Source organism: Telmatospirillum sp. J64-1, from assembly GCF_006980715.1.
GTDB classification, from domain to species: domain Bacteria; phylum Pseudomonadota; class Alphaproteobacteria; order Rhodospirillales; family Magnetospirillaceae; genus Oleiliquidispirillum; species Oleiliquidispirillum nitrogeniifigens.
Genome location: NZ_SBHN01000015.1, coordinates 110281 through 130343 on the forward strand (window position 1 = coordinate 110281; position 20063 = coordinate 130343).

A 20063-nucleotide genomic window follows, 5' to 3' on the forward strand; every position below is an offset into this window, starting at 1 on the left:
CCGTCGCCTTTCAGGGCCGCTATGGGTTCCCGCTTCGGCGGGAGCGGCGAGGAAAAAGAGGTGTCGGAAGTCTGACGGGACCGGGGTTTTCCCCCGGTCCCGTTTTTTTACGTTCGCCTGGTGCTCCGGCGGCGCGGGGCCGGTTCGGAGACGGTTTCCTGGGCGCCGGGAGCCTCGGGCAGGGATTCCTTGATCTGGGCCGGAACGTCGCGGGAGCGGGTGATGCGCACCTTCCGCTTGCCGCTCGTCTTGGGCGCGGGCTCGTCATATTCATGCACGGCGGGCCGCTCGTTCCCCTGCTCGGCATCGATTTCGGCGGCCGCCTGCGCCCAATGGTCGTCGTGGCGGCCTTCCGGGCGTCCCTGGCTTTCCCAGATCTGGTAGGCGCGCTCGCGGATGCGCAATTCGCGGTGCTGGTCCATGCTGTCTCCTCCCGGTCTGTGCTGTCCGGCGCTTCGCTGCGTCAACACGGTACCGGGCCGGATGGTTCCGGATCAGGTCCTGCCGTCGGAGATGATCTTGACGCGCTGGCCCTCGCGCAGGGGCTGGCCCGGCTGCAGGTTGTTCAGCATCAGGAAGCGGTCCAGGTTGAAGCCGTCGTCATAGGGCAGGCGGGCGGCCAGGCTTTCGACGCTGTCCCCGGGCCGCACCCGTACCACGCGCAGGCGGTAGGGCTGGATGGCGGCGGCTTCGGCGGCGCTGAGCTTGCGGAAGCTGTAGGTGGTCTTGCGCAGGTCCAGGCTCATCTGCTGGGTCAGGTTCGGCGGCGTGATGAACATGAAGCGATAGACCGTATCGGCGTCGAAGCGGATCGCCACCAGCCGGGCATCCATGCGGCCGCGCTGGGTATCGACCTGCGTCACAGCCGTCGCCGCCGGCAGGGAATTGATCTCGATGGCCTCGACCTGGGACAGACGGCTGTTGCGGCCCCAGCTTTGGGTCAGATAGGTCGTCATGTCCCCGGCCTGGGGCAGGCGGCCGCCGTCGAAGACGGCCATCGCGCCCGAGGGATGGCGTCCAATCACAGCGTCGTCCTGATTGAGCACGGTGAAGCCCTGGGGCATATCGAAGGCGAGGCGCAGGTCGGGATGCAGGAACTGGCGGCCGCGCACGACGCCCTTGGACGGGTCGTCGCCATAGAGCAGGCCGTCGATGCGGTCCAGATAGGTGTCGCGCGCCAAGCTTCCTTGCGGCGGGGCGGAAAGCGACGCCTCCATGGCGCGCTGGACGCGGTCGAGGGTGCGGGGATGGCTGGCCATCCAGTTGAATTCGTCCACCGAGGAGGGATCGCGCCCGGCGATGCGGGCTTCCAGGCTGGCCTGCTGACGCAGCTTGTCGAGGAAGCTGGCCATGGCGCTGGCGTCGTAGCCGGCCAGCGACATGTAGCGGATCCCCAGGGCATCGGCCTCGAATTCCTGGTCGCGGCTGTAGTTTTGCAGATAGGCCGCCGCGCCGGTCTGGGCGACTTGGCCCAGTTCCTGGCTGCCGACCAGGATGCCGAGGACCGCCGCCCCGAGATTGGCCGCCATGCCCCGGCTGTAGCGCGAGGCGGAATGCCGCCCGGTGACATGGCCGATCTCATGGGCCAGCACGCCAGCCAGTTCCGCCTCGTTGTCGGCCAGCGCCAGCAGGCCGCGCGTGACATAGACATAGCCGCCCGGCAGGGCCATGGCGTTGACGATGTCGCTGTTGAGGACGGTGAAGGTGTATTGCGCGTCGGGCGTTTCCGAGACCTGGAGCAGGCGCCAGCCGATCTCCGTCACATATTCCTGGATGCCGTTCTCGTCATAGACGCCGCCGAAGGCTTCGAGCAGGCGGGGATGTTCCTGCGCGCCCATCTGCTGTTCCTGGGCGGGCGACAGCAGGTTGAAGCTTTGTTGTCCGGTTCCGGGGGCGACTTGGCAGGCGGCGAGGGAGAGGGCGGCAAAGCTGGGAAGAAGAAGGGCTCGCAAACGCGACGATAGGCTCACGTCCAGGGGCTCCTAAGGCAATGCGGTGACAGGTTCCGAAGGTGTCGTGCCCTTATCTTCCTCGAAGAGAGCCCCCGGCGGCAACAGGATACGAAAGACCGAGCCGCGTCCGGCGACGGAACTGACCGAGATGGAAAAGCCGGAGAGGGCGGCGATGCGGCGCACCACCGACAGGCCCAGGCCGGTGCCCTTGGCGCGGTCCCGTTCGGGATTGCCGATCTGGTAGAAGTCCTCGAAGATCAGCGCCTGCTCGCTGGCCGGGATGCCCCGGCCGGTATCCCAGACCTCCAGCGCCAGTCCGCCGCCGGAGCTGGACCGCGCGGCCACCAGAACGCCGCCGCGATCGGTATAGCGCAGGCCGTTGCCGATCAGGTTGCGGATCATGTTCTTGAGCAGCACCCGGTCGGCCAGGATGAAGCGGGACGGGGCGAAGCAGCGCAGCCGCAGGGATTTCTCCGCCGCCACCGGCTGGGCCTCGACCACCAGGTCGTTCAGCAGGACGGCGATGTCGAAGCGGGTGGGGCAGGGGCGGATTTCCCCGGCCTCCAGGCGGGAGATGTCGAGCAGGTCGTTGAGCAGTTCCGCCGTCGCCCCCAGCGACAGCCCCACCCGCTCGGCCAGCAGGGCTTCCTCGCCGGTCAGGCGCTGGCGCAGGACGTCGAGGAAAAGCTGGGCCGATTGCAAGGGTTGGCGCAGATCGTGGCTGGCGGCGGCGAGGAAGCGGGATTTCTCGTCATTGGCGCGCTTGGCATCGTCGAGGGCCGCCTGCAGATTGGCCTCGGCGCAGCGGCGGTCGGTGATGTCGCGGATGATCAGCAGGACCTTGCCGCGCTTCATGGGAACGATCCGCCCCTCGAACCAGCGTCCGGGGCCGTGCGGCGGTTCCAGCTTGTATTCCACGCTCTGGATGGTCCTGCTGCGGCGGGCCTCCTTGACGGCGGCGGCGATCCGGACGGAGGTGCCTTCCTCGAACAGGACCTCGATCTTCTTGCCCACCGCCTGTTCCGGCGGCCGGGTCAGGAAGCCGGCATCCTGGGCGTGGATGGAGGTGTATTCGTTGCGGGATGAAATTTCCAGCAGGAGGTCCGGCATGGCCCCCAGCAAGGCCCCGTAACGGGCGATCTTGGCCCCCGGTCCCGCGCTCCGGTGTGTTTTCTTCCGTGAAATTCGACCCTCTGCCTTCTTGCGGTGCGCCGGCTTCGGGTTGGTCGTCATGGCTGCCGCCTCCAATGCGCCCACCCCCGAGAGGATGCCATAGTCTTCATGAAGAGTGCATTACGGTTGTGCTCCCCTGCCAAGGTTGGCAGGGGAGGTTGCAAATCTGCTGGCGGGATCAGGCGACGAGGCTGCGCAGGACGTAATGCAGGATACCGCCATGCCGGTAATATTCCACCTCGTCCAGGGTATCGATGCGGCACAGGAGGGGGACGGTCTGGTTCGACCCGTCCTTGCGGGTGATGCGCAGGGTGACCTCCTGGCGCGGCTTGATGCCCTGGGACAGGCCGGAGATGTCGAAGATCTCGGTGCCGTCCAGGTTCAAGGTCTTGCGGCTGGTGCCTTCCATGAATTGCAGCGGCAGGACGCCGAAGCCCACCAGGTTGGAGCGGTGGATGCGCTCGAAGCTTTCCGCGATCACCGCCTTGACGCCCAGCAGCGCCGTGCCCTTGGCCGCCCAGTCGCGGGACGAGCCGCTGCCGTATTCCTGCCCGGCGATGATGACCAAAGGCACGCCCGCCTGCTGGTATTTCATCGAGGCGTCGTAGATGAACATCTGCTCGCCGTCGGGCTGGTAGAGCGTCACGCCGCCTTCGGTGCCCGGCGCCATCTCGTTGCGCAGGCGGATATTGGCGAAGGTGCCGCGCATCATGACTTCATGATTGCCGCGCCGCGCGCCGTAGGAGTTGAAGTCCGCCACGCCGACGCCGTGTTCGATCAGATATTGCCCGGCGGGCGAGGCCTTCTTGATGTTGCCCGCGGGCGAGATGTGGTCGGTGGTCACCGAATCGCCCAGGATGGCCAAAGGCCGCGCGCCGCTGATGTCCTGGAAGCCCTGCGATGGCTGCTTGGACATGCCGGTGAAATAGGGCGGGTTCTGGATATAGGTGGAATTGCTGTCCCAGGCATAGGTCTTGCCGGTGGCGACCTTCACCTCCTGCCACTGCTTCGGGCCGGTGAAGACGTCGGAATAGCGGGTGCGGTACATCTCGGGCGTGATGGCCGAGGCGATGGCCTCGCTGATCTCGCGGCTGGTCGGCCAAATGTCCTTGAGATAGACCGGCTGGCCGTCCTTGCCTTTGCCCAGGGGCTCGGTGGTCAGGTCCAGGTTCATGGTGCCGGCGATGGCATAGGCCACGACCAGCGGCGGGCTGGCCAGGTAATTGGCCTTCACATGGGGATTGATGCGGCCTTCGAAATTGCGGTTGCCCGACAGTACCGAGGCGACCACCAGGTCGCCGTCCTCGACCGCCTTGGCGATGGGTTCGGCCAGCGGCCCGGAATTGCCGATACAGGTGGTGCAGCCATAGCCGGCAGTGGTGAAGCCCAGTTGGTCCAGCGGGTCCTGCAGGCCCGCCGCCTTCAGGTAGTCGGTCACCACCAGCGAGCCCGGCGCCAGCGAGGTCTTGACCCAGGGCTTGCTGGTCAGGCCCTTTTCCACCGCCTTCTTCGCCACCAGGCCGGCGGCCATCAGCACATTGGGGTTCGAGGTATTGGTGCAGGAGGTGATGGCGGCGATCACCACGTCGCCATGGCCCAGTTCGTGATCCATGCCCTCGACCTTCACCTTGGCGGAGGGATCGCCGTTGGTCAGGCCGGGCAGGACCTCGGCGAAGCCCTGCTTGGCATTGGACAGCGCGATGCGGTCCTGCGGACGCTTCGGCCCGGCCAGAGAGGGTTCGACGGTGGACAGGTCCAGTTCCAGCGTGTCGGTGAAGACCGGGTCGGGGGTGGCGGCGTCGCGCCACATGCCTTGCGTCTTGGCATAGGCCTCGACCAGGGCCACGGTGTCGTCGTCGCGCCCGGTGAATTTCAGGAAGCGGATGGTTTCGGCATCGATGGGGAAGAAGCCGCAGGTGGCGCCGTATTCCGGCGCCATGTTGCCGATGGTGGCGCGGTCGGCCAGGGGCAGCGCCTCGACGCCGGGGCCGTAGAATTCGACGAATTTGCCGACCACGCCCTTCTTGCGCAGCATCTGGGTAACGGTCAGCACCAAGTCGGTGGCGGTGACGCCTTCCTTCATCTTGCCGGTCAGCTTGAAGCCGATGACTTCGGGCAGCAGCATCGAGATGGGCTGGCCCAGCATGGCCGCTTCGGCCTCGATGCCGCCCACGCCCCAGCCCAGCACGGCGAGGCCGTTGACCATGGTGGTGTGGCTGTCGGTGCCGACCAGCGTGTCGGGATAGGCGACCAGCCTGTCACCGTCCTTGCCGGTCCAGACCACCTTGGCGAGATATTCGACATTCACCTGATGGCAGATGCCGGTGCCCGGCGGCACCACGCGGAAATTGTCGAAGCCCGTCTGCCCCCAGCGCAGGAAGGCGTAGCGTTCGCCGTTGCGCTGGAATTCCATGTCGGTGTTCTTCTTCAAGGCATCGGCGGTGCCGAAGAAATCCACCATGACCGAATGGTCGATGACCAGATCCACCGGCGAAAGCGGGTTGATGCGTTCGGGATCGCCGCCGAGCGCGACCACCGCGTCGCGCATGGCCGCTAGGTCGACCACGGCGGGGACGCCGGTGAAATCCTGCATCAGCACGCGGGCCGGGCGATAGGCGATCTCACGGTCCGAGTAGCGGTCCTTGATCCAGGCCGCCACGGCCTTGAGGTCGTCGACGGTGACGCTGCGGCCGTCTTCATAGCGCAACAGGTTCTCGAGCAGGACCTTGAGCGAGAAGGGCAGCCGGGACACATCGCCCAAGCCAGCCTCCTGTGCGGCCTGAATGCTGAAATAGTCATAGCTTTTGCCCCCTACGGTCAGGGTGCGGCGCGTCTTGAGGCTGTCATGGCCAACGACGGACATCAGTCATTCCTCCGCTGCTGAGGGGAGTTCAGCGGGGCTGAAACAAACCCTCACGTTTCCGTGTCATCGGGGCTTGCAGGCCCCATCGGCTGATCGCGTTTCCGCTTATGCCGGAGTGCTCTACAAGTGGGCCAACCATGCCGCTGCGGGAACGGGATGCGCCTATTTCGCTTTCTGCTTACAGCACATCTTCACTCTTCTGTCCAGTGACCCCATCCGTACGGATAGGGTAATACCCACCCTCCGCTTCGGGCAGACTTTCGCCCTGTCTGACTAGGAAGGAAGTTGTCGTAGGCGCATCTTTCAAGATCCAACCGCAGACTGAGCATATTTACGCCACAATCCACTGCTTTGATCGCGTTTGTGAGGTTCCCCCCTCCTCACATGGCTGTAGCCCTGGATCTGCCCAGGCTCATGCTGAAGTCCTGGCGGCCGGCCCGTTCCCCCCTTGCGGGGCCGGCCGCCCCCCTTCCCAAAGACGCCCCTTTGGGTGATTTCCCATTTTCCGCGAAGATGAAAATCGAAGGAAACTTGCTTTCCTATCGACATATCCCTTATGGCCGGTAGTGAGATTCCTGTTATTGTGCCGGCGATGAAAGACTTTCCCTCTACAACCTTCTCGGGTCATGGCCTGGTGTGCCTGCGTGGCGAGCGTATCGTCTTCGCCGGGCTGGATTTCTCGGTGTCGGCGGGCGAGGCGCTGATCCTGCTGGGACCCAACGGCAGCGGCAAGTCGAGCCTGCTTCGGGTCATGGCGGGATTGCTGCGCCCGATGTCGGGGATGCTGTCCTGGAACGGACACTCCGTGCGCGAGGACCCCGAAAGCCATGCCGGGCGCATCCATTATGTCGGCCATCACGATGCCGTGAAGCCGGTTTTGACGGTGGCCGAGAATCTGCGTTTCTGGGCGAGGCTGCACGACCCCAAGGGGGCGGAGGGCCATCTGGACGCGGCGCTTGAGGCCTTCGACCTGATCCATCTGGCCGATGTGCCGGGGCGGATGCTCTCGGCCGGGCAGAAGCGGCGGCTCAACCTGGCCCGGCTGATCGCCGCGCCGGCCCAGGTGTGGCTGCTGGACGAACCCTCGGTGGCGCTGGACCGGGCCTCGGTGGCGCGGCTCGAGGCGGCCATCGCCGCGCATCGCGCGCAAGGCGGCATGGCGGTGGTCTCGACCCATGCCGAGATCGCCATGCCCGGGGCGAAGATCATGAATCTCGACGATTTCACCCCGGACGCCGAGACGCTGGCGGCGGGGCTGTTCGCCGATCTGGACGAGATGGGGGCGGGGCAGTGATGCGATTTACAGAAATCGTCCGTCGCGACCTGCGGCTTGCGCTACGTCAAGGTAGCGACAGCATCATGGTGGTAACCTTCTTCGTACTAACCGTGGTTTTGTTCCCCTTCGGGATCGGCCCGGAAGCGAATATTCTGGAACGGGTGGCCGCCGGCATCTTGATGGTTACGGCCTTGCTGGCCTCGATGCTGTCGCTCGACCGCCTGTTCCAGGCAGATTACGAGGATGGAAGCCTGGAACTGCTCGCCCTGACACCGACCCCGCTGGAAGTGGTGGTGACGGCCAAGATCGTCGCCCACTGGCTGACCACCGGCCTGCCGCTGCTGATCGCCTCGCCTTTGCTGGCGGTGCTGCTGCACATGGAGCCGGCGGGCTTCGCCACCTTGCTGGCGGCCATGGCGCTGGGCACGCCGACGCTGAGCCTGATCGGCGCCATCGGCGCGGCGCTGGTCCTGGGTGCGCGGCGGGGCGGGGTGTTGTTGTCGCTGTTGATCCTGCCACTTTATATCCCGGTGCTGATCTTTGCCGTCGGGGCGATCGACACCGCGATACAGGGCTTCGATCCGCAGCCGCAATTGCTGATCCTGGCTGGGATCCTGCTGGCGGCTCTGCCGCTCTGTCCCTGGGCCGGCGCGGCCGCCCTGCGGCAGGCTTTGGAATGAGGCGCGGAAGGTTTATGTCGCCTTCGCCTTTGGCAGTAGGGGTATAAGGGGTATCTGCCCACAATCTGGGTAGGGGTATCTTCTCATGTCGCTCAATGGACTGTAAGAAGTACGGCCATGCATCGTTTCGCTAATCCCGCTCGTTTCCTCCGCCTCTCGGCGGTGCTTCTGCCCTGGTTCGCCTGGGCGACGGCGCTGTTGACGGCGATCGGCCTCTATTACGCCTTGTTCGCCTCGCCTGCCGACTACCAGCAGGGCGAAACGGTGCGCATCATGTATGTGCATGTGCCGGCTGCCTGGATGGGGCTGTTCGTCTATACCAACATGGCGATCGCCAGCGCCGTCGCGCTGATCTGGAAGCATCCGCTGGCGGATGTGGCGGCCAAGGCCTCGGCGCCGATCGGTGCGGCCTTCACCTTCCTGTGCCTGGTCACCGGCGCCTTGTGGGGCAAGCCGATGTGGGGTACCTGGTGGGCCTGGGACGCCCGCCTGACCAGCATGCTGATCCTGCTGTTCCTCTATCTCGGCCACATGGCCCTGGTGAACGCCTTCGACGATCCGACGCGCGGCGCCAAGGCAGCGGCCATCCTGGCCCTGGCCGGTTTCATCAACGTGCCGGTGATCAAGTGGTCGGTGGATTGGTGGAACACCCTGCACCAGCCCGCCAGCGTGACGCGCGTGGGACTGCCGGCCATCGATCCGTCGATGCTGGTACCTCTGTTGCTCATGGCGGTGGCGTTCACTACCTACTTCGGGACAGTGCTTCTGCTGAGGATCCGCTCCGAGATCGCGGCCCAGAAGCTGCGTAACATCCGCATGGCCCAGGTGCGCTCCGCCGGCCACGCCCGCTCCGCCGCCTGATCGAGGTCGTCATGGAACAGATTTCCGCATTCTTCGAGATGGGAGGCTACGCCGGCTTCGTCTGGCCGTCCTATGTCCTGACCGCCGTGGTGATGGTCGCCCTTCTCGTGCTGTCGCTGCGCGAAATGCGCAGCAATGAATCCCAGTTGCGCGCGCTGGAGGGCAACCGCCCCCGTGGCGCCGCGCGCCGTGCCGCAGCCCGTGCGGCGGAAGAGACGACGGAGGCCGGACAGTGACACGCAAGACGAGGCGCCTTTACTTCGTGACATTGGGCATGCTGGCTTTGGGCGCGGCCGCCGTGCTGGTGCTCACCGCCATGAGCGACAAGCTGGTCTATTTCTACAGCCCCAGCGATCTGCAGACCCAGCACATCACCGAAGACCGCCGCTTCCGTCTCGGTGGCCTGGTCGAGGAAGGCAGCGTCGAGCGCGAGGGCCAGACCACCCGGTTCCGCGTCACCGATACCGTGCATACCGTCAGCGTCGCCTATACCGGCATCCTGCCCGACCTGTTCCGCGAGGGGCAGGGCGTGGTCACCGAAGGACGCCTGGGGGCCGACGGCACGTTCCAGGCCGTCTCGGTCCTGGCCAAGCATGACGAGAACTACATGCCGAAGGAAGTGGCCGATTCGCTGAAGAAGACCGGCCAATGGAAGCCCGAGGACCAGTGACAGACATTCAGACGGTAAGGACCCGCCCGGCATGATTCCCGAGATTGGCCATTACGCCCTGGTGCTCGCCCTGTTCGTCGCCATCGTGCAGGCGACGGTGCCCCTGATCGGCGCGCATCGCAACGACGCCGCCTGGATGGAGGTCGCCCGCCCGGCGGCCCTGGTCCAGTTCCTGTGCGTGGCGGTGGCCTTCGCCGCACTGACCCATGCCTTCGTGGTCAGCGACTTCTCCGTCCTCAACGTTGCCCAGAACTCTCATACCGACAAGCCGATGCTTTACAAGGTGTCCGGCGTCTGGGGCAACCACGAGGGCTCGCTGCTGTTCTGGATCACCACGCTCGGCCTGTTCGGCCTGATGGTGGCGCTGTTCGGCCGCAACCTGCCGCCCAGCCTGCGCGCCCGCGTCCTGGCGGTGCAGGCGATGATCACGGTGGGCTTCCTGCTCTTCGTGCTGTTCACCTCGAATCCGTTCGAGCGCCTGGACCCGGCGCCGGCCAATGGCAGCGGCCTCAATCCGCTGCTGCAGGACCCGGGCCTCGCCTTCCATCCACCCTTCCTCTATTTCGGCTATGTCGGCTTCTCCATCGCCTTCTCCTTCGCCATCGCGGCGCTGCTGGAAGGCAAGGTGGACGCCGCCTGGGCGCGCTGGGTGCGTCCCTGGACGCTCGCCGCCTGGGTCTGCCTGACGCTGGGCATCGCCCTGGGCAGCTGGTGGGCTTATTACGAACTGGGCTGGGGCGGCTGGTGGTATTGGGACCCGGTCGAGAACGCCTCCTTCATGCCCTGGCTGCTGGGCACCGCCCTGCTGCATTCCGCCATCGTGGTGGAAAAGCGCGACGCGCTGAAGAGCTGGACCATCCTGCTGGCGATCCTGACCTTCTCGCTCAGCCTGCTGGGCACCTTCCTGGTGCGCTCGGGCGTGCTGACCTCGGTCCATGCCTTCGCCACCGATCCGCAGCGCGGCGTCTTCATCCTGGCCCTGCTGGTGGTCGTCACCGGCGGTTCGCTGCTGCTCTATGCCCTGCGCGCGCCGGTGCTGAAGGCCGGCGGCATCTTCTCGCCGGTCTCGCGCGAAGGCTCGCTGCTGCTCAATAACGTGCTGCTGGCCGCCGGGACCGGAACGGTGCTGCTGGGCACGCTCTATCCGCTGTTCGCCGATGCGCTGAACCTGGGCAAGATTTCCGTCGGCCCGCCCTTCTTCAACGCCACCTTCGTGCCGCTGATGCTGCCGATGGTCGTCGCCATGGGCATCGGGCCGCTGCTGGCCTGGAAGCGCGGCGATCTGCCGGGCACGATGCGGCGTCTGCGGATCGCCATCGCCGCCAGCGGCGTGACGCTGCTGGGCATGTGGCTGCTGGCTCCCGAGCAGAGCCCGTGGTGGGCGCCGCCGACCATGGCCTTGGCGGCTTTCCTGGCCCTTGCGACGCTGATCGAATATGCCGAGCGCATCAAGCTGTTCCGCGCCAGCATGGGAGAGACTCTGCGCCGCGCCCGCAACCTGCCGCGCGCCGCCTATGGCATGACAATCAGCCATTTCGGCTTGGCCCTGGCCATGGCCGGCATGATCGGCTCGACCGCCTGGGTGACCGAAAGCATCCAGGTCCAGCAGGTGGGCGAGACGGTCACCGTGGCCGGCTACGACTACCGCCTGGATCAGGTCAAGGAAGTGCGCGGCCCCAACTTCACCGCCGAGCGCGCCGTCTTCACCGTCACCCGCGACGGCCAGCACATGGCGACCTTGCGGCCGGAGCGGCGAGTCTACAACCAGCCGCCGCGCCCGACCACCGAGGCGGCCATCCGCACGCTATGGTATGCGGACCTCTATGCCGTGGTCGGCGAGCCCGACGGCCGGGGCGGCCACGTCACCCGCATCTACCACAATCCGCTGGTGCCGTGGCTGTGGGCGGGCTGTGCCCTGCTGGTGGTCGGCGGCAGCATCTCGCTGAGCGACCGGCGTCACCGTGTCGGCGCCCCGACCAAGGCCCGGGCCAAGCCCGTGGCCAGCGGCAAGACCGCCGAAGCATAAGGAAGATCCGGGATGCGCCGTATTCTCTATCTTCTGCCGGTCCTGATCTTCCTGGTGGTCGCGGGATTCTTCTTCAAGGGCCTGTTCATGGACCCGTCCGAGGTTCCGTCGCCGCTGATCTCGCAGCCGGCGCCGGACTTCGACCTGCCGCCGCTGAATCCCGAAAAGCCGGGCTTCCGCACCGCCGACATGCAGGGCCGGGTGACGCTGGTGAACTTCTTCGCCTCGTGGTGCATTCCCTGCCGGGTCGAGCACCCGCTGTTCATGGAACTGGCCGCCCAGCATGCCGACGAGGTGCAGTTGGTGGGCATCAGCTACAAGGACAAGCCGGAGGATTCCCTGTCCTGGTTGAGCCGCCTGGGCGATCCCTATGCGCGGATCGGCCATGACGAGACCACCCGCGTCGCCATCGATTGGGGGGTCTACGGCGTGCCCGAGACCTATCTCGTCGATCCCCAGGGGATCATCCGCTACAAGCATGTCGGCCCCATCGACCGCCACACCATGGACAACACCATCCTGCCCATGATCCGCGACCTTTCCAAGCCGGTGAGCTAAGCCCATGGCCCTGCGCATTCCCCTGGTTCTGGCCCTGATGCTGGCCTTCGCCGCCCCCGCCGCGGCGGTGCAGCCCGACGAGTTCCTGCCCGACCCGGTGCAGGAACAGCGCGCCCGCGATATCGGCCGGAACCTGCGCTGCCTCGTCTGTCAGAACGAATCCATCGACGACAGCGATGCGCCGCTGGCCCGCGACCTGCGCCTGCTGGTGCGCGAGCGTATCCAGCAGGGGGAAAGCAATCAGGAAGTGATCGATTTCGTGGTCGCCCGCTATGGCGAATACGTGTTGCTCAAGCCGCCCTTCAAGGCCAGCACCTATGTGCTGTGGTTCGCGCCGCCGTTTTTCTTCTTCATCGCCCTGCTGGCTGCATTCCTTTACTACCGCCGCAGCCGTGCCGAGGAGGCCCTGCCCGAGGCACAGCCGCAGCCCCTGACCGATGCCGAGCGCCGCCGCCTGGCCGCCCTGCTGGACAATGACAAGGCCCCATGACCCTCTGGATCATCCTGGCCGCCATGACCCTGGCGGCGATCATCCTCACGCTGCTTCCGTTGCTGCGCAGCACTTCCAAGGCTGCGAACGAAGCGGAATACGATCTGGCGGTCTACAAGGACCAGCTTGAAGAGATCGAGCGTGACCTGGAACGCAGCCTGATTTCACCGGAACAGGCGGCCTCGGCGCGGCTGGAGATCCAGCGGCGCATGCTGGCTGCTGCCGGGCGGGCCGAAGCGGAAGCCGCCAATGCCGGAACCGGCCGCCGCAATCATGCGGGGACGGTGATGGCCGTGGTGGTGGCGATCCCGCTTGGCGCCGCTCTGGTCTACGGCACGCTGGGCAGCCCGCAGCTTCCCGGCCAGCCCTATGCCGAACGCCTGGCGGCCCGCCTGGACATGCCGCGCGAGCAGGTCGAGGAGATGATGGCCCTGGTCGAGCGCCTGGCCGAGCGCATGGCCGAACAGCCGGATAATGCCGAAGGCTGGGCGATGCTGGGGCGTTCCTACCGCGCCCTGGGCAAATATGCCGAAGCCGCCGATGCCCTGCGCGAAGCGGTGCTGCATGGCTATCAGGATGCCGAGACCCTGGCCTCGCTGGGGGAAGCCATCGCCATGTCCAATCACGGTTCGGTGACGCCCGATGCCGTGCGCGCCTTCGAGGCGGCCCTGGTGGCCCAGCCCGGCGAGCCGCGCTCGCGCTTCTATCTGGGCGTCGCCCGCGCCCAGGCCGAGGACCTGCTGGCCGCGCTGTCGATCTGGCGCGACCTGGAAAAGGATTCCCGTCCCGACGCGCCTTGGGTGCCCATGCTGCGCAGCCAGATTCAGCTGGCCGCCGCCGAGTTGGGCATCGACCCTGAAACCGTTCCCCCGGCTCCGCCCGCCGTGAGCAGCGAGACCTCCGGCGCCCTGGCCGGCATGTCCAGCCAGCAGACCGAAATGGTCGAGAACATGGTCGCCGGCCTTGCCGCCCGCCTGGAACAGGAACCCGGCGATTTCGAGGGCTGGATGCGCCTGGGCCAGTCCTATGGCGTGCTCGGCCGCGAGGAAGCCGCGCTCGACGCCTATGGCAAGGCCATGGCGCTCGATCCGCAAGCGGTGGAGCCGCGCCTGGCCTATGCCGAGATCGCCTTGAACCAGTGGACCGGCGAGGGCGAGCTGCCCGAGGCCGTGGTGACGGTGCTGCGCGAGGTTCAGGCGCTGGAGCCCGGCAATCCGGAAGCGCTGTTCTTCATCGGCCTCGCCGAGGCCCAGGCCGGACGGCCCGCCGAAGCCCGCCGCCTGTGGCTGTCCCTGCGTGAGATCCTGCCGGAAAATTCCCCGGCCCGCGCCGACCTGGACCGGCGCCTCGACGCCCTGCCGACGAGCTGAAGACGGCCGACCCTATCGGACTCCGCTTCTTGGTGTCGTGGTGGTTTCTTCATGCCGCAGGGGGCCACCAAGATACAAAGACAGCAAGGCTTTAGGGCCTGGTGTCGAGCGTTATTGCCGCTTTCGCAGGAGTGACGAGGGAAAAGAGGCTTGGTCAGCATGTTGAGCCAAGGACCGGAAGGTCCTTGGCTTTTTTCATGTCCGGAATCGAAAGAGGGGAGGGGCGGGCGCCCCCGTTACGTCCGCGACAGCAGGAAGACGGCCTGTTCGGCCAGCAGGTTGCCCTGGGGCGAGCCTGCATTCTGCTTGCGGATACGCCCTTGCGAATCGAGGGCGATGCCGCGCTCGATCTTCAGCCCCAATTCGTCGCAAAGGGCGGTGAAGTCGGCGATGGTGCAGAAATGGATATTGGGCGTGTCGTACCACTGATAACCCATGGTCTCCGTCACCGGCATGCGGCCATGCACCAGCAATTGCAGGCGCGCTTTCCAATGGCCGAAATTAGGGAAGGAGACGATGGCTCGCCGGCCGATGCGCAGCATCTGTTCCAGGATCACCCGGGGCTGGCGGGTGGCCTGAAGGGTCTGGCTGAGGATCACGTAATCGAAGGCGCCCGAAGGATAATCCTTCAAATCCGTATCGGCATCGCCCTGGATCACGGACAGGCCGTTGCGCACGGCGGCGCGCACGCCCTCCATGCTGAGTTCGATGCCGCGCCCGTCCACATTCTTGAACTGGTTCAGATAGTCGAGCAGGATGCCTTCGCCGCAGCCGACATCGAGCACGCGCGAGCCCGGCTCGACCATGTCGGCGATGACCTGAAGATCGATGCGGATGCCGCCGCGCGGTTGACGCCAGGCGTTCATTCCTTGCCGCGCCCCAGGCCGCGATGCTCGGCCGCGCCTTCCAGGAAACCGGCCAGCACGCCGTGGAATTCCGGCTCGTCCAGCAGGAAGGCATCGTGGCCCTTGTCGGATTCCACCTCGACGAAGCTGACATTGGCCGCTGCCGCATTCAGCGCATGGACGATGGCCCGGCTTTCCGAAGTGGGGAACAGCCAGTCGCTGGTGAAGGAAATCACGCAGAAGCGGGTGCGGGTGTCGCGGAAGGCATTGGCCAATACGCCGTCATGTTCGGCAGCAATGTCGAAATAATCCATCGCCCGCGTGATGTAGAGATAGGAATTGGCGTCGAAGCGGTCGACGAAGCTCGACCCCTGATAGCGCAGATAGGATTCCACCTGGAAATCCGCGTCGAAGCCGTAGGTCACGGAAGAGCGGTTCTGCAGGTTGCGCCCGAATTTCCGGTGCATCGCCGCTTCGGACAGATAGGTGATATGCGCGGCCATGCGCGCCACGGCCAGGCCGCGGCTGGGGGTCTTGCCTTGAGCCAGGTAATCGCCGCCGCACCAGTCGGGATCGGCGATGATGGCCTGGCGGCCGACTTCATGGAAGGCGATGTTCTGCGCTGAATGGCGGGCGGCGGTGGCGATCGGAATGGCCGAGAACACCTTGTCCGGGTAGGCGGTCGCCCATTTCAGCACCTGCATTCCGCCCATCGAGCCGCCGATGACGCAGAACAGGTCCGGCACGCCGAGATATTCCAGCAGCCGGGCCTGGGCCTGCACCATGTCGCCGATGGTGATGACCGGGAAGGACAGGCCCCAGGGCTTGCCGGTTTCGGGATTGATGTCCTTGGGGCCCGACGTCCCCATGCAGCCGCCCAGGACGTTCGAGCAGATCAGATAGTAGCGGTCGGTATCCAGGATCTTGCCGGGGCCGACGAGATCGTTCCACCAGCCCGGCTTGCCCGAGACGGGGTTGCGGTCGGCGACGTAATGGTCGCCGGTCAGCGCATGGCAGATCAGGATGGCGTTCGATTTCTCGGCATTCAGCTTGCCATAGGTCCGGTAGGCGACCGTGAACGGCCCGAATTCGATCCCGGAATCCAGACGCAGGGGCCTGTCGGTCCCTAAAACCACCGACTGCCCGACCGGGGCGTCGGCATCGAAGGCGCCGGATTGGGGAGAAACGGTCATAATTTGGCAGGAACTCCGGGAAAAACGAGACCGACTAGCTAGGGCGCGGTCGGCACAGTGTCAACGTTTTCTTTGATTTCGTAGCGTCGTGAGACTACTACTATGCGCTCCTTTTTGCAGCTACCTTTCGAGAAATGGCAGACGACCCTTCGCTTGACGACCTGCGGCGTGAAATCGACCGCATCGACGATTCGCTCCATGACCTGCTGATGCATCGCTGCGACGTCGTGCGCCGCATCGGCGAGGCCAAGGGGGATGCGGCGGTCTATCTGCGTCCCGGTCGTGAGGCCGAGATCCTGCGCCGTCTGGTCGCCCGCCACCAGGGGCCGTTCCCCAAGGCCGTGCTGGTGCGCATGTGGCGCGAGATGATGAGCGCGCTGGTCAGCCTGCAAGGCCCCTTCGGCGTGGCCGTCTACATGCCCGAACGCGGCGCCGGGTTCATCGATCTGGCGCGCGGCCATTATGGCAGCCATAGCGCCCTGACCTCCTATCGCACCGCCGGCCAAGTGGTGCGCGCCGTGGCCGATGGCGAGGCCACCGTGGGGGTCGTGCCGGTGCCGACCCTCGAAGGCGAGCCGTGGTGGCAGGGCATGATGGGGCAGGGCGCTGACGTGCCGCGGATCATCGGCCGTCTGCCCTTCACCGGTCCCCGCGCCGACAGTGCCGAGGGCCTGGAGGCGCTGGTGATCGCCCGCCTGCCGCAGGATGCGACCGGCAACGACCGTTCCTGGCTGGCCTTCGAAACGCTTCCCGATATCAGCCGCGCCCGCCTGAAGACGACGCTGCTGGCCTCGGGGCTGGAGCCGCGCGAGTTTTCCGGCGGCATGCACAGCGAGGATCGCTGGACCCATCTGGTCGAGTTCGAGGGCTATGTCGCCCCGGACGACCGCCGTATCCTGCGGATGGTGGAAAAGGCCGATCCGGTGCTGCATGCCGTCGTGCTGGGCGGCTATCCGGTGCCGCTGTCGCCGGAAGAACTGGCGCCCTAGGCTTTTCCATTCCGTGCCTTCGACTTCGTCTCAGGACAGACAGACATGACCGCACCCATCGCTCGCCCCGGTATCATGGACATTTCGCCCTATGTGGGCGGCGAATCGAAGCTGGCTGATGCCCAGCGCATCATCAAGCTGTCTTCCAACGAAGGCGCGCTGGGTCCCAGCCCGCGTGCCATGGAGGCCTACAAGGCCCTGGCCGGAGAGCTGCATCGCTATCCCGACGGCGGTTGCACGGAACTCCGCCGGGCGATCGCCGAGCGCTACGGCCTGGATGCGGACCGCATCGTCTGCGGCGCCGGTTCCGACGAATTGATCGGGTTGCTGTGCAAGGCCTATGCGGGGCCGGGCGATGAAGTGCTCTACAGCCAGTACGGCTTCCTGATGTATCCCATCTCCGCCAAGGCCGTCGGGGCGACCCCCGTGACCGCGCCCGAGGTGGAACTGCGCACCAGTGTCGACAACCTGCTGGCGGCGGTGACCGAGCGCACGAAGATCGTCTTCGTCGCAAACCCGAACAATCCCACCGGCACCTATATCTCGGCCGAGGAGATGAAGCGCCTGCGCGACGGCCTGCCGTCCCATGTGCTGCTGGTCATCGACGCGGCCTATGCGGAATTCGTCGGCCGCAATGATTACTCGGCGGGCGAGGAACTGGTGGAGTCCACCGACAATACCGTCATGACCCGCACCTTCTCGAAGATGTATGCCCTGGGCGGGCTGCGTCTGGGCTGGGCCTATTGTCCGGCCAATGTGGCCGACGTGCTGCAGCGGGTGCGCAATCCCTTCAACGTTCCGGCCCCGGCCCAGGCCGCCGGTGTCGCCGCCCTCCGCGATACCGCCTTCGCCGATCTGTGCCGTGCCCATAACGATGTCTGGCTGCCCTGGCTGGCCGAGCAGCTCACCGCCCTGGGGCTGGAAGCGGTGCCCAGCGTTGCCAATTTCCTGCTGGTGCGCTTCCCCGCCGGGGGCAAGGATGCCCAGGCCGCCGATGCCTTCCTGCGCAAGCGCGGCATCATCGTCCGGGCCATGGCCGGCTACGGCCTGCCCGATTCCCTGCGCATCACCATCGGCCGCGACGACGAACTGAAGCTGGTGGTCGAGGCGCTGACCGAATTCATGGAACAGTCATGAGTGACGGAGTCCTGTTCGACAAGGTTGCGTTCATCGGCATCGGTCTGATCGGTTCTTCCCTGGCCCGCGCCCTGCGCCAGGAAGGGCTGGCGGGCAGGCTGGCCACCTACGACCACAGCGCGGAAGCCCGCGCCAAGGCCTTGGAACTGGGCGTGGTGGACGAGGCCCCCGCCGATCTGGGCGAGGCCGTGCGGGATGCCGACCTGGTCATGGTCTGCGTGCCCATCGGCGCTTGCGCCGATCTCGGCCCGGCCCTGGCGCCGCATCTCAAGCCGGGCGCCATCGTCTCGGATGTGGGATCGGTCAAGCAGGCGGTGATCCGCGACCTCGGGCCGGTGATCCCCGACGGCGTCTTCTTCGTTCCCGGCCATCCCATCGCCGGTACCGAGCATTCCGGCCCCGAAGCCGGTTTCGCGGAACTGTTCCAGGGGCGCTGGTGCATCATCACGCCGCCCACCGGCACCAATGAAGAAGCCGTCGAGAAGGTCGCCGAGATGTGGCGCCGGGTCGGCAGCATGGTCGAGATCATGGACCCGCATCATCACGACAAGGTGCTGGCCATCACCTCGCATCTGCCCCATCTCATCGCCTATACCATCGTCGGCACGGCGACCGGGCTGGAGGAATCGCTGCAGCAGGAGGTGATCAAGTTCTCCGCCAGCGGCTTCCGTGACTTCACCCGCATCGCCGCTTCCGACCCGGTCATGTGGCGGGACATCTTCCTCAACAACCGCGAGGCGGTGCTGGAAATGCTCCAGCGCTTCAGCGAGGATCTGACCGCCTTGCAGCGCGCCATACGCTGGGGCGAGGGCGATACCCTGCAAGACCTGTTCACCCGCACCCGCGCCGTGCGCCGGGGCATCGTGGACGCGCGTCAGGCATAAGGGACGGAACCGAGGGCACTGCCCTCGGGCTCCCGTCAAGAGGCTCGCCTCTTGGATCTCCTGAAATTAAAGGGATCAAAGGGCCGAGGCCCTTTGCGGGTTTGGGCAGAGCCCAAGCTTTTCCTAGATGATCTTCTCAAGAAACGGCAGGCGGCCCTGACGGTCTTCGACCTCCAGCACCCAGAGGTCGGAATCATAGGTGACCTGACGGGCGATATAGGAATCGGCTTTTTCCTCGGGCACGGGATCGGGCCCGGTGCTGCGCATCCAGACAAGATTGCCCTGGGCGTCGCGGGCCTGGGACAGCACCTCGCAAGTGCCGTCCAGGCGGTTGAGCTTGATCAGGATGGCCCCGGCATCGGCATCGCCCCGGCGCACCACCATGGCCGGGATGGCTTCGATCTCGCAGCGGCGGATGGCGGCTTGGATCCACAATTTGGATTTCAGTTTGGCTTCGGTCATGGCCGGCAGCTTACTGCAGCCTGCCTTTCCTGGGCAGCCGGAAGATGGGGAAGGTCGGCCAAGCCAAGCCTCTTGCCGGATCGCCCGAACATTCCATTTGACAGAACGCTCAAGGCTGCGTACAAACCGCCGCCTTGCCCGACGGTCCTGCCGCCGGGTGCGGTTCGGGAAAATTCCTGAATAAAAAATGTTGACAGGCCCGGCCTGAAAGACATATAAACCTCCTCCGCTCGACGGACCCACGGTTCGGAAGGCGGCGAGAAGCGAGGCGGGAAACCGGCTCTGCGGATCGAAAAGAAAGAGTTTGACAGGGTTTGGCGGTTGGCCTAGAAACCGCGCTCCCGGTTCCGGGAGGGGCGCTTTGAGCGCCACGTTCTTTGACAAGTGAAGACGGAAGGGATGCGCAGGCGGCGGCGACCGGAAATGGTCTTGCTTCTTGTGCATCTTAAAGAGAAACACGCTCTATTGAGATATGTGCAGGAAGCGAGCTCTTGATTGCTGTCTATGGCAGCAGATCAACTTGAGAGTTTGATCCTGGCTCAGAACGAACGCTGGCGGCATGCCTAACACATGCAAGTCGAACGAAGGCTTCGGCCTTAGTGGCGCACGGGTGAGTAACGCGTGGGAATCTGCC

Annotated in this window: 19 protein-coding genes and 1 rRNA gene; 13 read left to right on the top strand and 7 right to left on the bottom strand. The window is 65.7% G+C overall.

What is annotated here, in order from left to right:
- Window positions 1-107: 107 nt before the first annotated feature.
- The 4 genes from EPD66_RS15045 to acnA all read right to left on the bottom strand — a co-directional run bounded on the left by EPD66_RS15045 (window position 108) and on the right by acnA (window position 5988).
- Window positions 108-422, bottom strand: coding sequence for a DUF2934 domain-containing protein (locus tag EPD66_RS15045; protein ID WP_142849336.1), 315 nt, complete (start codon window positions 420-422; stop codon window positions 108-110).
- Between the two features lie 72 nt (window positions 423-494).
- Window positions 495-1970, bottom strand: a complete 1476-nt coding sequence (locus tag EPD66_RS15050) for a M48 family metalloprotease (RefSeq protein ID WP_255448511.1) — start codon at window positions 1968-1970, stop codon at window positions 495-497.
- A 12-nt stretch (window positions 1971-1982) separates the two neighbouring features.
- A complete protein-coding gene (locus EPD66_RS15055; RefSeq protein WP_142849337.1) occupies window positions 1983-3185 on the bottom strand; it encodes a PAS domain-containing sensor histidine kinase in 1203 nt (400 codons plus the stop codon).
- Between the two features lie 118 nt (window positions 3186-3303).
- The gene (gene acnA / locus EPD66_RS15060) at window positions 3304-5988 is read right to left on the bottom strand and encodes an aconitate hydratase AcnA (protein WP_142849338.1); all 2685 of its coding nucleotides are present in this window, start codon (window positions 5986-5988) and stop codon (window positions 3304-3306) included.
- A 556-nt stretch (window positions 5989-6544) separates the two neighbouring features.
- Here acnA and ccmA point away from each other — a divergent pair.
- From ccmA to ccmI, 9 genes are all read left to right on the top strand, one after another.
- On the top strand, window positions 6545-7282 hold the full coding sequence (gene ccmA / locus EPD66_RS15065) for a heme ABC exporter ATP-binding protein CcmA (RefSeq protein ID WP_370511887.1): 738 nt from the start codon (window positions 6545-6547) through the stop codon (window positions 7280-7282).
- Window positions 7279-7944 carry a heme exporter protein CcmB gene (gene ccmB / locus EPD66_RS15070; protein ID WP_142849340.1) on the top strand — a complete coding sequence of 222 codons (666 nt, stop codon included), beginning with the start codon at window positions 7279-7281 and terminating at the stop codon, window positions 7942-7944. The genes ccmA and ccmB overlap by 4 nt, the downstream gene beginning before the upstream one ends.
- A 117-nt stretch (window positions 7945-8061) precedes the next feature.
- Window positions 8062-8805, top strand: a complete 744-nt coding sequence (locus EPD66_RS15075; RefSeq protein WP_142849341.1) for a heme ABC transporter permease — start codon at window positions 8062-8064, stop codon at window positions 8803-8805.
- An 11-nt stretch (window positions 8806-8816) separates the two neighbouring features.
- A complete protein-coding gene (gene ccmD, locus EPD66_RS15080) occupies window positions 8817-9041 on the top strand; it encodes a heme exporter protein CcmD (RefSeq protein ID WP_142849342.1) in 225 nt (74 codons plus the stop codon).
- On the top strand, window positions 9038-9475 hold the full coding sequence (gene ccmE, locus EPD66_RS15085) for a cytochrome c maturation protein CcmE (protein ID WP_142849343.1): 438 nt from the start codon (window positions 9038-9040) through the stop codon (window positions 9473-9475). Before ccmD ends, ccmE begins: the two co-directional genes overlap by 4 nt.
- 31 nt (window positions 9476-9506) lie before the next feature.
- A complete protein-coding gene (locus tag EPD66_RS15090) occupies window positions 9507-11501 on the top strand; it encodes a heme lyase CcmF/NrfE family subunit (RefSeq protein ID WP_142849344.1) in 1995 nt (664 codons plus the stop codon).
- Window positions 11502-11513: 12 nt separating this feature from the next.
- Window positions 11514-12059 (top strand): DsbE family thiol:disulfide interchange protein, encoded by a 546-nt coding sequence (locus EPD66_RS15095; protein ID WP_142849345.1) that lies wholly within the window; start codon window positions 11514-11516, stop codon window positions 12057-12059.
- A 4-nt stretch (window positions 12060-12063) separates the two neighbouring features.
- Window positions 12064-12549 (top strand): cytochrome c-type biogenesis protein, encoded by a 486-nt coding sequence (locus EPD66_RS15100; protein ID WP_142849346.1) that lies wholly within the window; start codon window positions 12064-12066, stop codon window positions 12547-12549.
- Entirely contained in the window at window positions 12546-13919 is a 1374-nt protein-coding gene (ccmI, locus tag EPD66_RS15105; RefSeq protein WP_142849347.1) for a c-type cytochrome biogenesis protein CcmI, read from the top strand. The genes EPD66_RS15100 and ccmI overlap by 4 nt, the downstream gene beginning before the upstream one ends.
- A gap of 236 nt (window positions 13920-14155) precedes the next feature.
- On the opposite strand, the gene metW is transcribed toward ccmI, so the two are convergent.
- Window positions 14156-14785, bottom strand: a complete 630-nt coding sequence (metW, locus tag EPD66_RS15110) for a methionine biosynthesis protein MetW (RefSeq protein WP_142849348.1) — start codon at window positions 14783-14785, stop codon at window positions 14156-14158.
- Window positions 14782-15957 (bottom strand): homoserine O-acetyltransferase, encoded by a 1176-nt coding sequence (locus EPD66_RS15115; RefSeq protein WP_142849349.1) that lies wholly within the window; start codon window positions 15955-15957, stop codon window positions 14782-14784. The genes metW and EPD66_RS15115 overlap by 4 nt, the downstream gene beginning before the upstream one ends.
- A 134-nt stretch (window positions 15958-16091) precedes the next feature.
- On the opposite strand from EPD66_RS15115, the gene EPD66_RS15120 reads away from it, so the two are divergent.
- The 3 genes from EPD66_RS15120 to EPD66_RS15130 are packed head-to-tail and all read left to right on the top strand — an operon-like array spanning window position 16092 to window position 18967.
- Window positions 16092-16946, top strand: a complete 855-nt coding sequence (locus tag EPD66_RS15120; protein WP_142849350.1) for a chorismate mutase — start codon at window positions 16092-16094, stop codon at window positions 16944-16946.
- A 45-nt stretch (window positions 16947-16991) separates the two neighbouring features.
- A complete protein-coding gene (hisC, locus tag EPD66_RS15125) occupies window positions 16992-18083 on the top strand; it encodes a histidinol-phosphate transaminase (RefSeq protein WP_142849351.1) in 1092 nt (363 codons plus the stop codon).
- A complete protein-coding gene (locus EPD66_RS15130; protein WP_142849352.1) occupies window positions 18080-18967 on the top strand; it encodes a prephenate/arogenate dehydrogenase family protein in 888 nt (295 codons plus the stop codon). The genes hisC and EPD66_RS15130 overlap by 4 nt, the downstream gene beginning before the upstream one ends.
- A gap of 123 nt (window positions 18968-19090) precedes the next feature.
- Here the strand turns inward: EPD66_RS15130 and EPD66_RS15135 are convergent, their stop codons facing one another.
- Window positions 19091-19429, bottom strand: a complete 339-nt coding sequence (locus EPD66_RS15135; RefSeq protein ID WP_142849353.1) for a DUF1491 family protein — start codon at window positions 19427-19429, stop codon at window positions 19091-19093.
- Window positions 19430-19945: 516 nt separating this feature from the next.
- On the opposite strand from EPD66_RS15135, the gene EPD66_RS15140 reads away from it, so the two are divergent.
- A 16S ribosomal RNA gene (locus EPD66_RS15140) occupies window positions 19946-20063 on the top strand; the annotation flags it as partial.

Bases quoted from the DNA above. Each gene is read 5' to 3' on its own strand.
- EPD66_RS15045 (WP_142849336.1), bottom strand. From the start codon at position 422: ATGGACCAGCACCGCGAATTGCGCATCCGCGAGCGCGCCTACCAGATC.
- EPD66_RS15055 (WP_142849337.1), bottom strand. From the start codon at position 3,185: ATGACGACCAACCCGAAGCCGGCGCACCGCAAGAAGGCAGAGGGTCGA.
- acnA (WP_142849338.1), bottom strand. From the start codon at position 5,988: ATGTCCGTCGTTGGCCATGACAGCCTCAAGACGCGCCGCACCCTGACC.
- ccmA (WP_370511887.1), top strand. From the start codon at position 6,545: ATGGCCGGTAGTGAGATTCCTGTTATTGTGCCGGCGATGAAAGACTTT.
- EPD66_RS15075 (WP_142849341.1), top strand. From the start codon at position 8,062: ATGCATCGTTTCGCTAATCCCGCTCGTTTCCTCCGCCTCTCGGCGGTG.
- ccmD (WP_142849342.1), top strand. From the start codon at position 8,817: ATGGAACAGATTTCCGCATTCTTCGAGATGGGAGGCTACGCCGGCTTC.
- EPD66_RS15090 (WP_142849344.1), top strand. From the start codon at position 9,507: ATGATTCCCGAGATTGGCCATTACGCCCTGGTGCTCGCCCTGTTCGTC.
- EPD66_RS15095 (WP_142849345.1), top strand. From the start codon at position 11,514: ATGCGCCGTATTCTCTATCTTCTGCCGGTCCTGATCTTCCTGGTGGTC.
- EPD66_RS15100 (WP_142849346.1), top strand. From the start codon at position 12,064: ATGGCCCTGCGCATTCCCCTGGTTCTGGCCCTGATGCTGGCCTTCGCC.
- ccmI (WP_142849347.1), top strand. From the start codon at position 12,546: ATGACCCTCTGGATCATCCTGGCCGCCATGACCCTGGCGGCGATCATC.
- metW (WP_142849348.1), bottom strand. From the start codon at position 14,785: ATGAACGCCTGGCGTCAACCGCGCGGCGGCATCCGCATCGATCTTCAG.
- EPD66_RS15115 (WP_142849349.1), bottom strand. From the start codon at position 15,957: ATGACCGTTTCTCCCCAATCCGGCGCCTTCGATGCCGACGCCCCGGTC.
- EPD66_RS15120 (WP_142849350.1), top strand. From the start codon at position 16,092: ATGGCAGACGACCCTTCGCTTGACGACCTGCGGCGTGAAATCGACCGC.
- hisC (WP_142849351.1), top strand. From the start codon at position 16,992: ATGACCGCACCCATCGCTCGCCCCGGTATCATGGACATTTCGCCCTAT.
- EPD66_RS15130 (WP_142849352.1), top strand. From the start codon at position 18,080: ATGAGTGACGGAGTCCTGTTCGACAAGGTTGCGTTCATCGGCATCGGT.
- EPD66_RS15135 (WP_142849353.1), bottom strand. From the start codon at position 19,429: ATGACCGAAGCCAAACTGAAATCCAAATTGTGGATCCAAGCCGCCATC.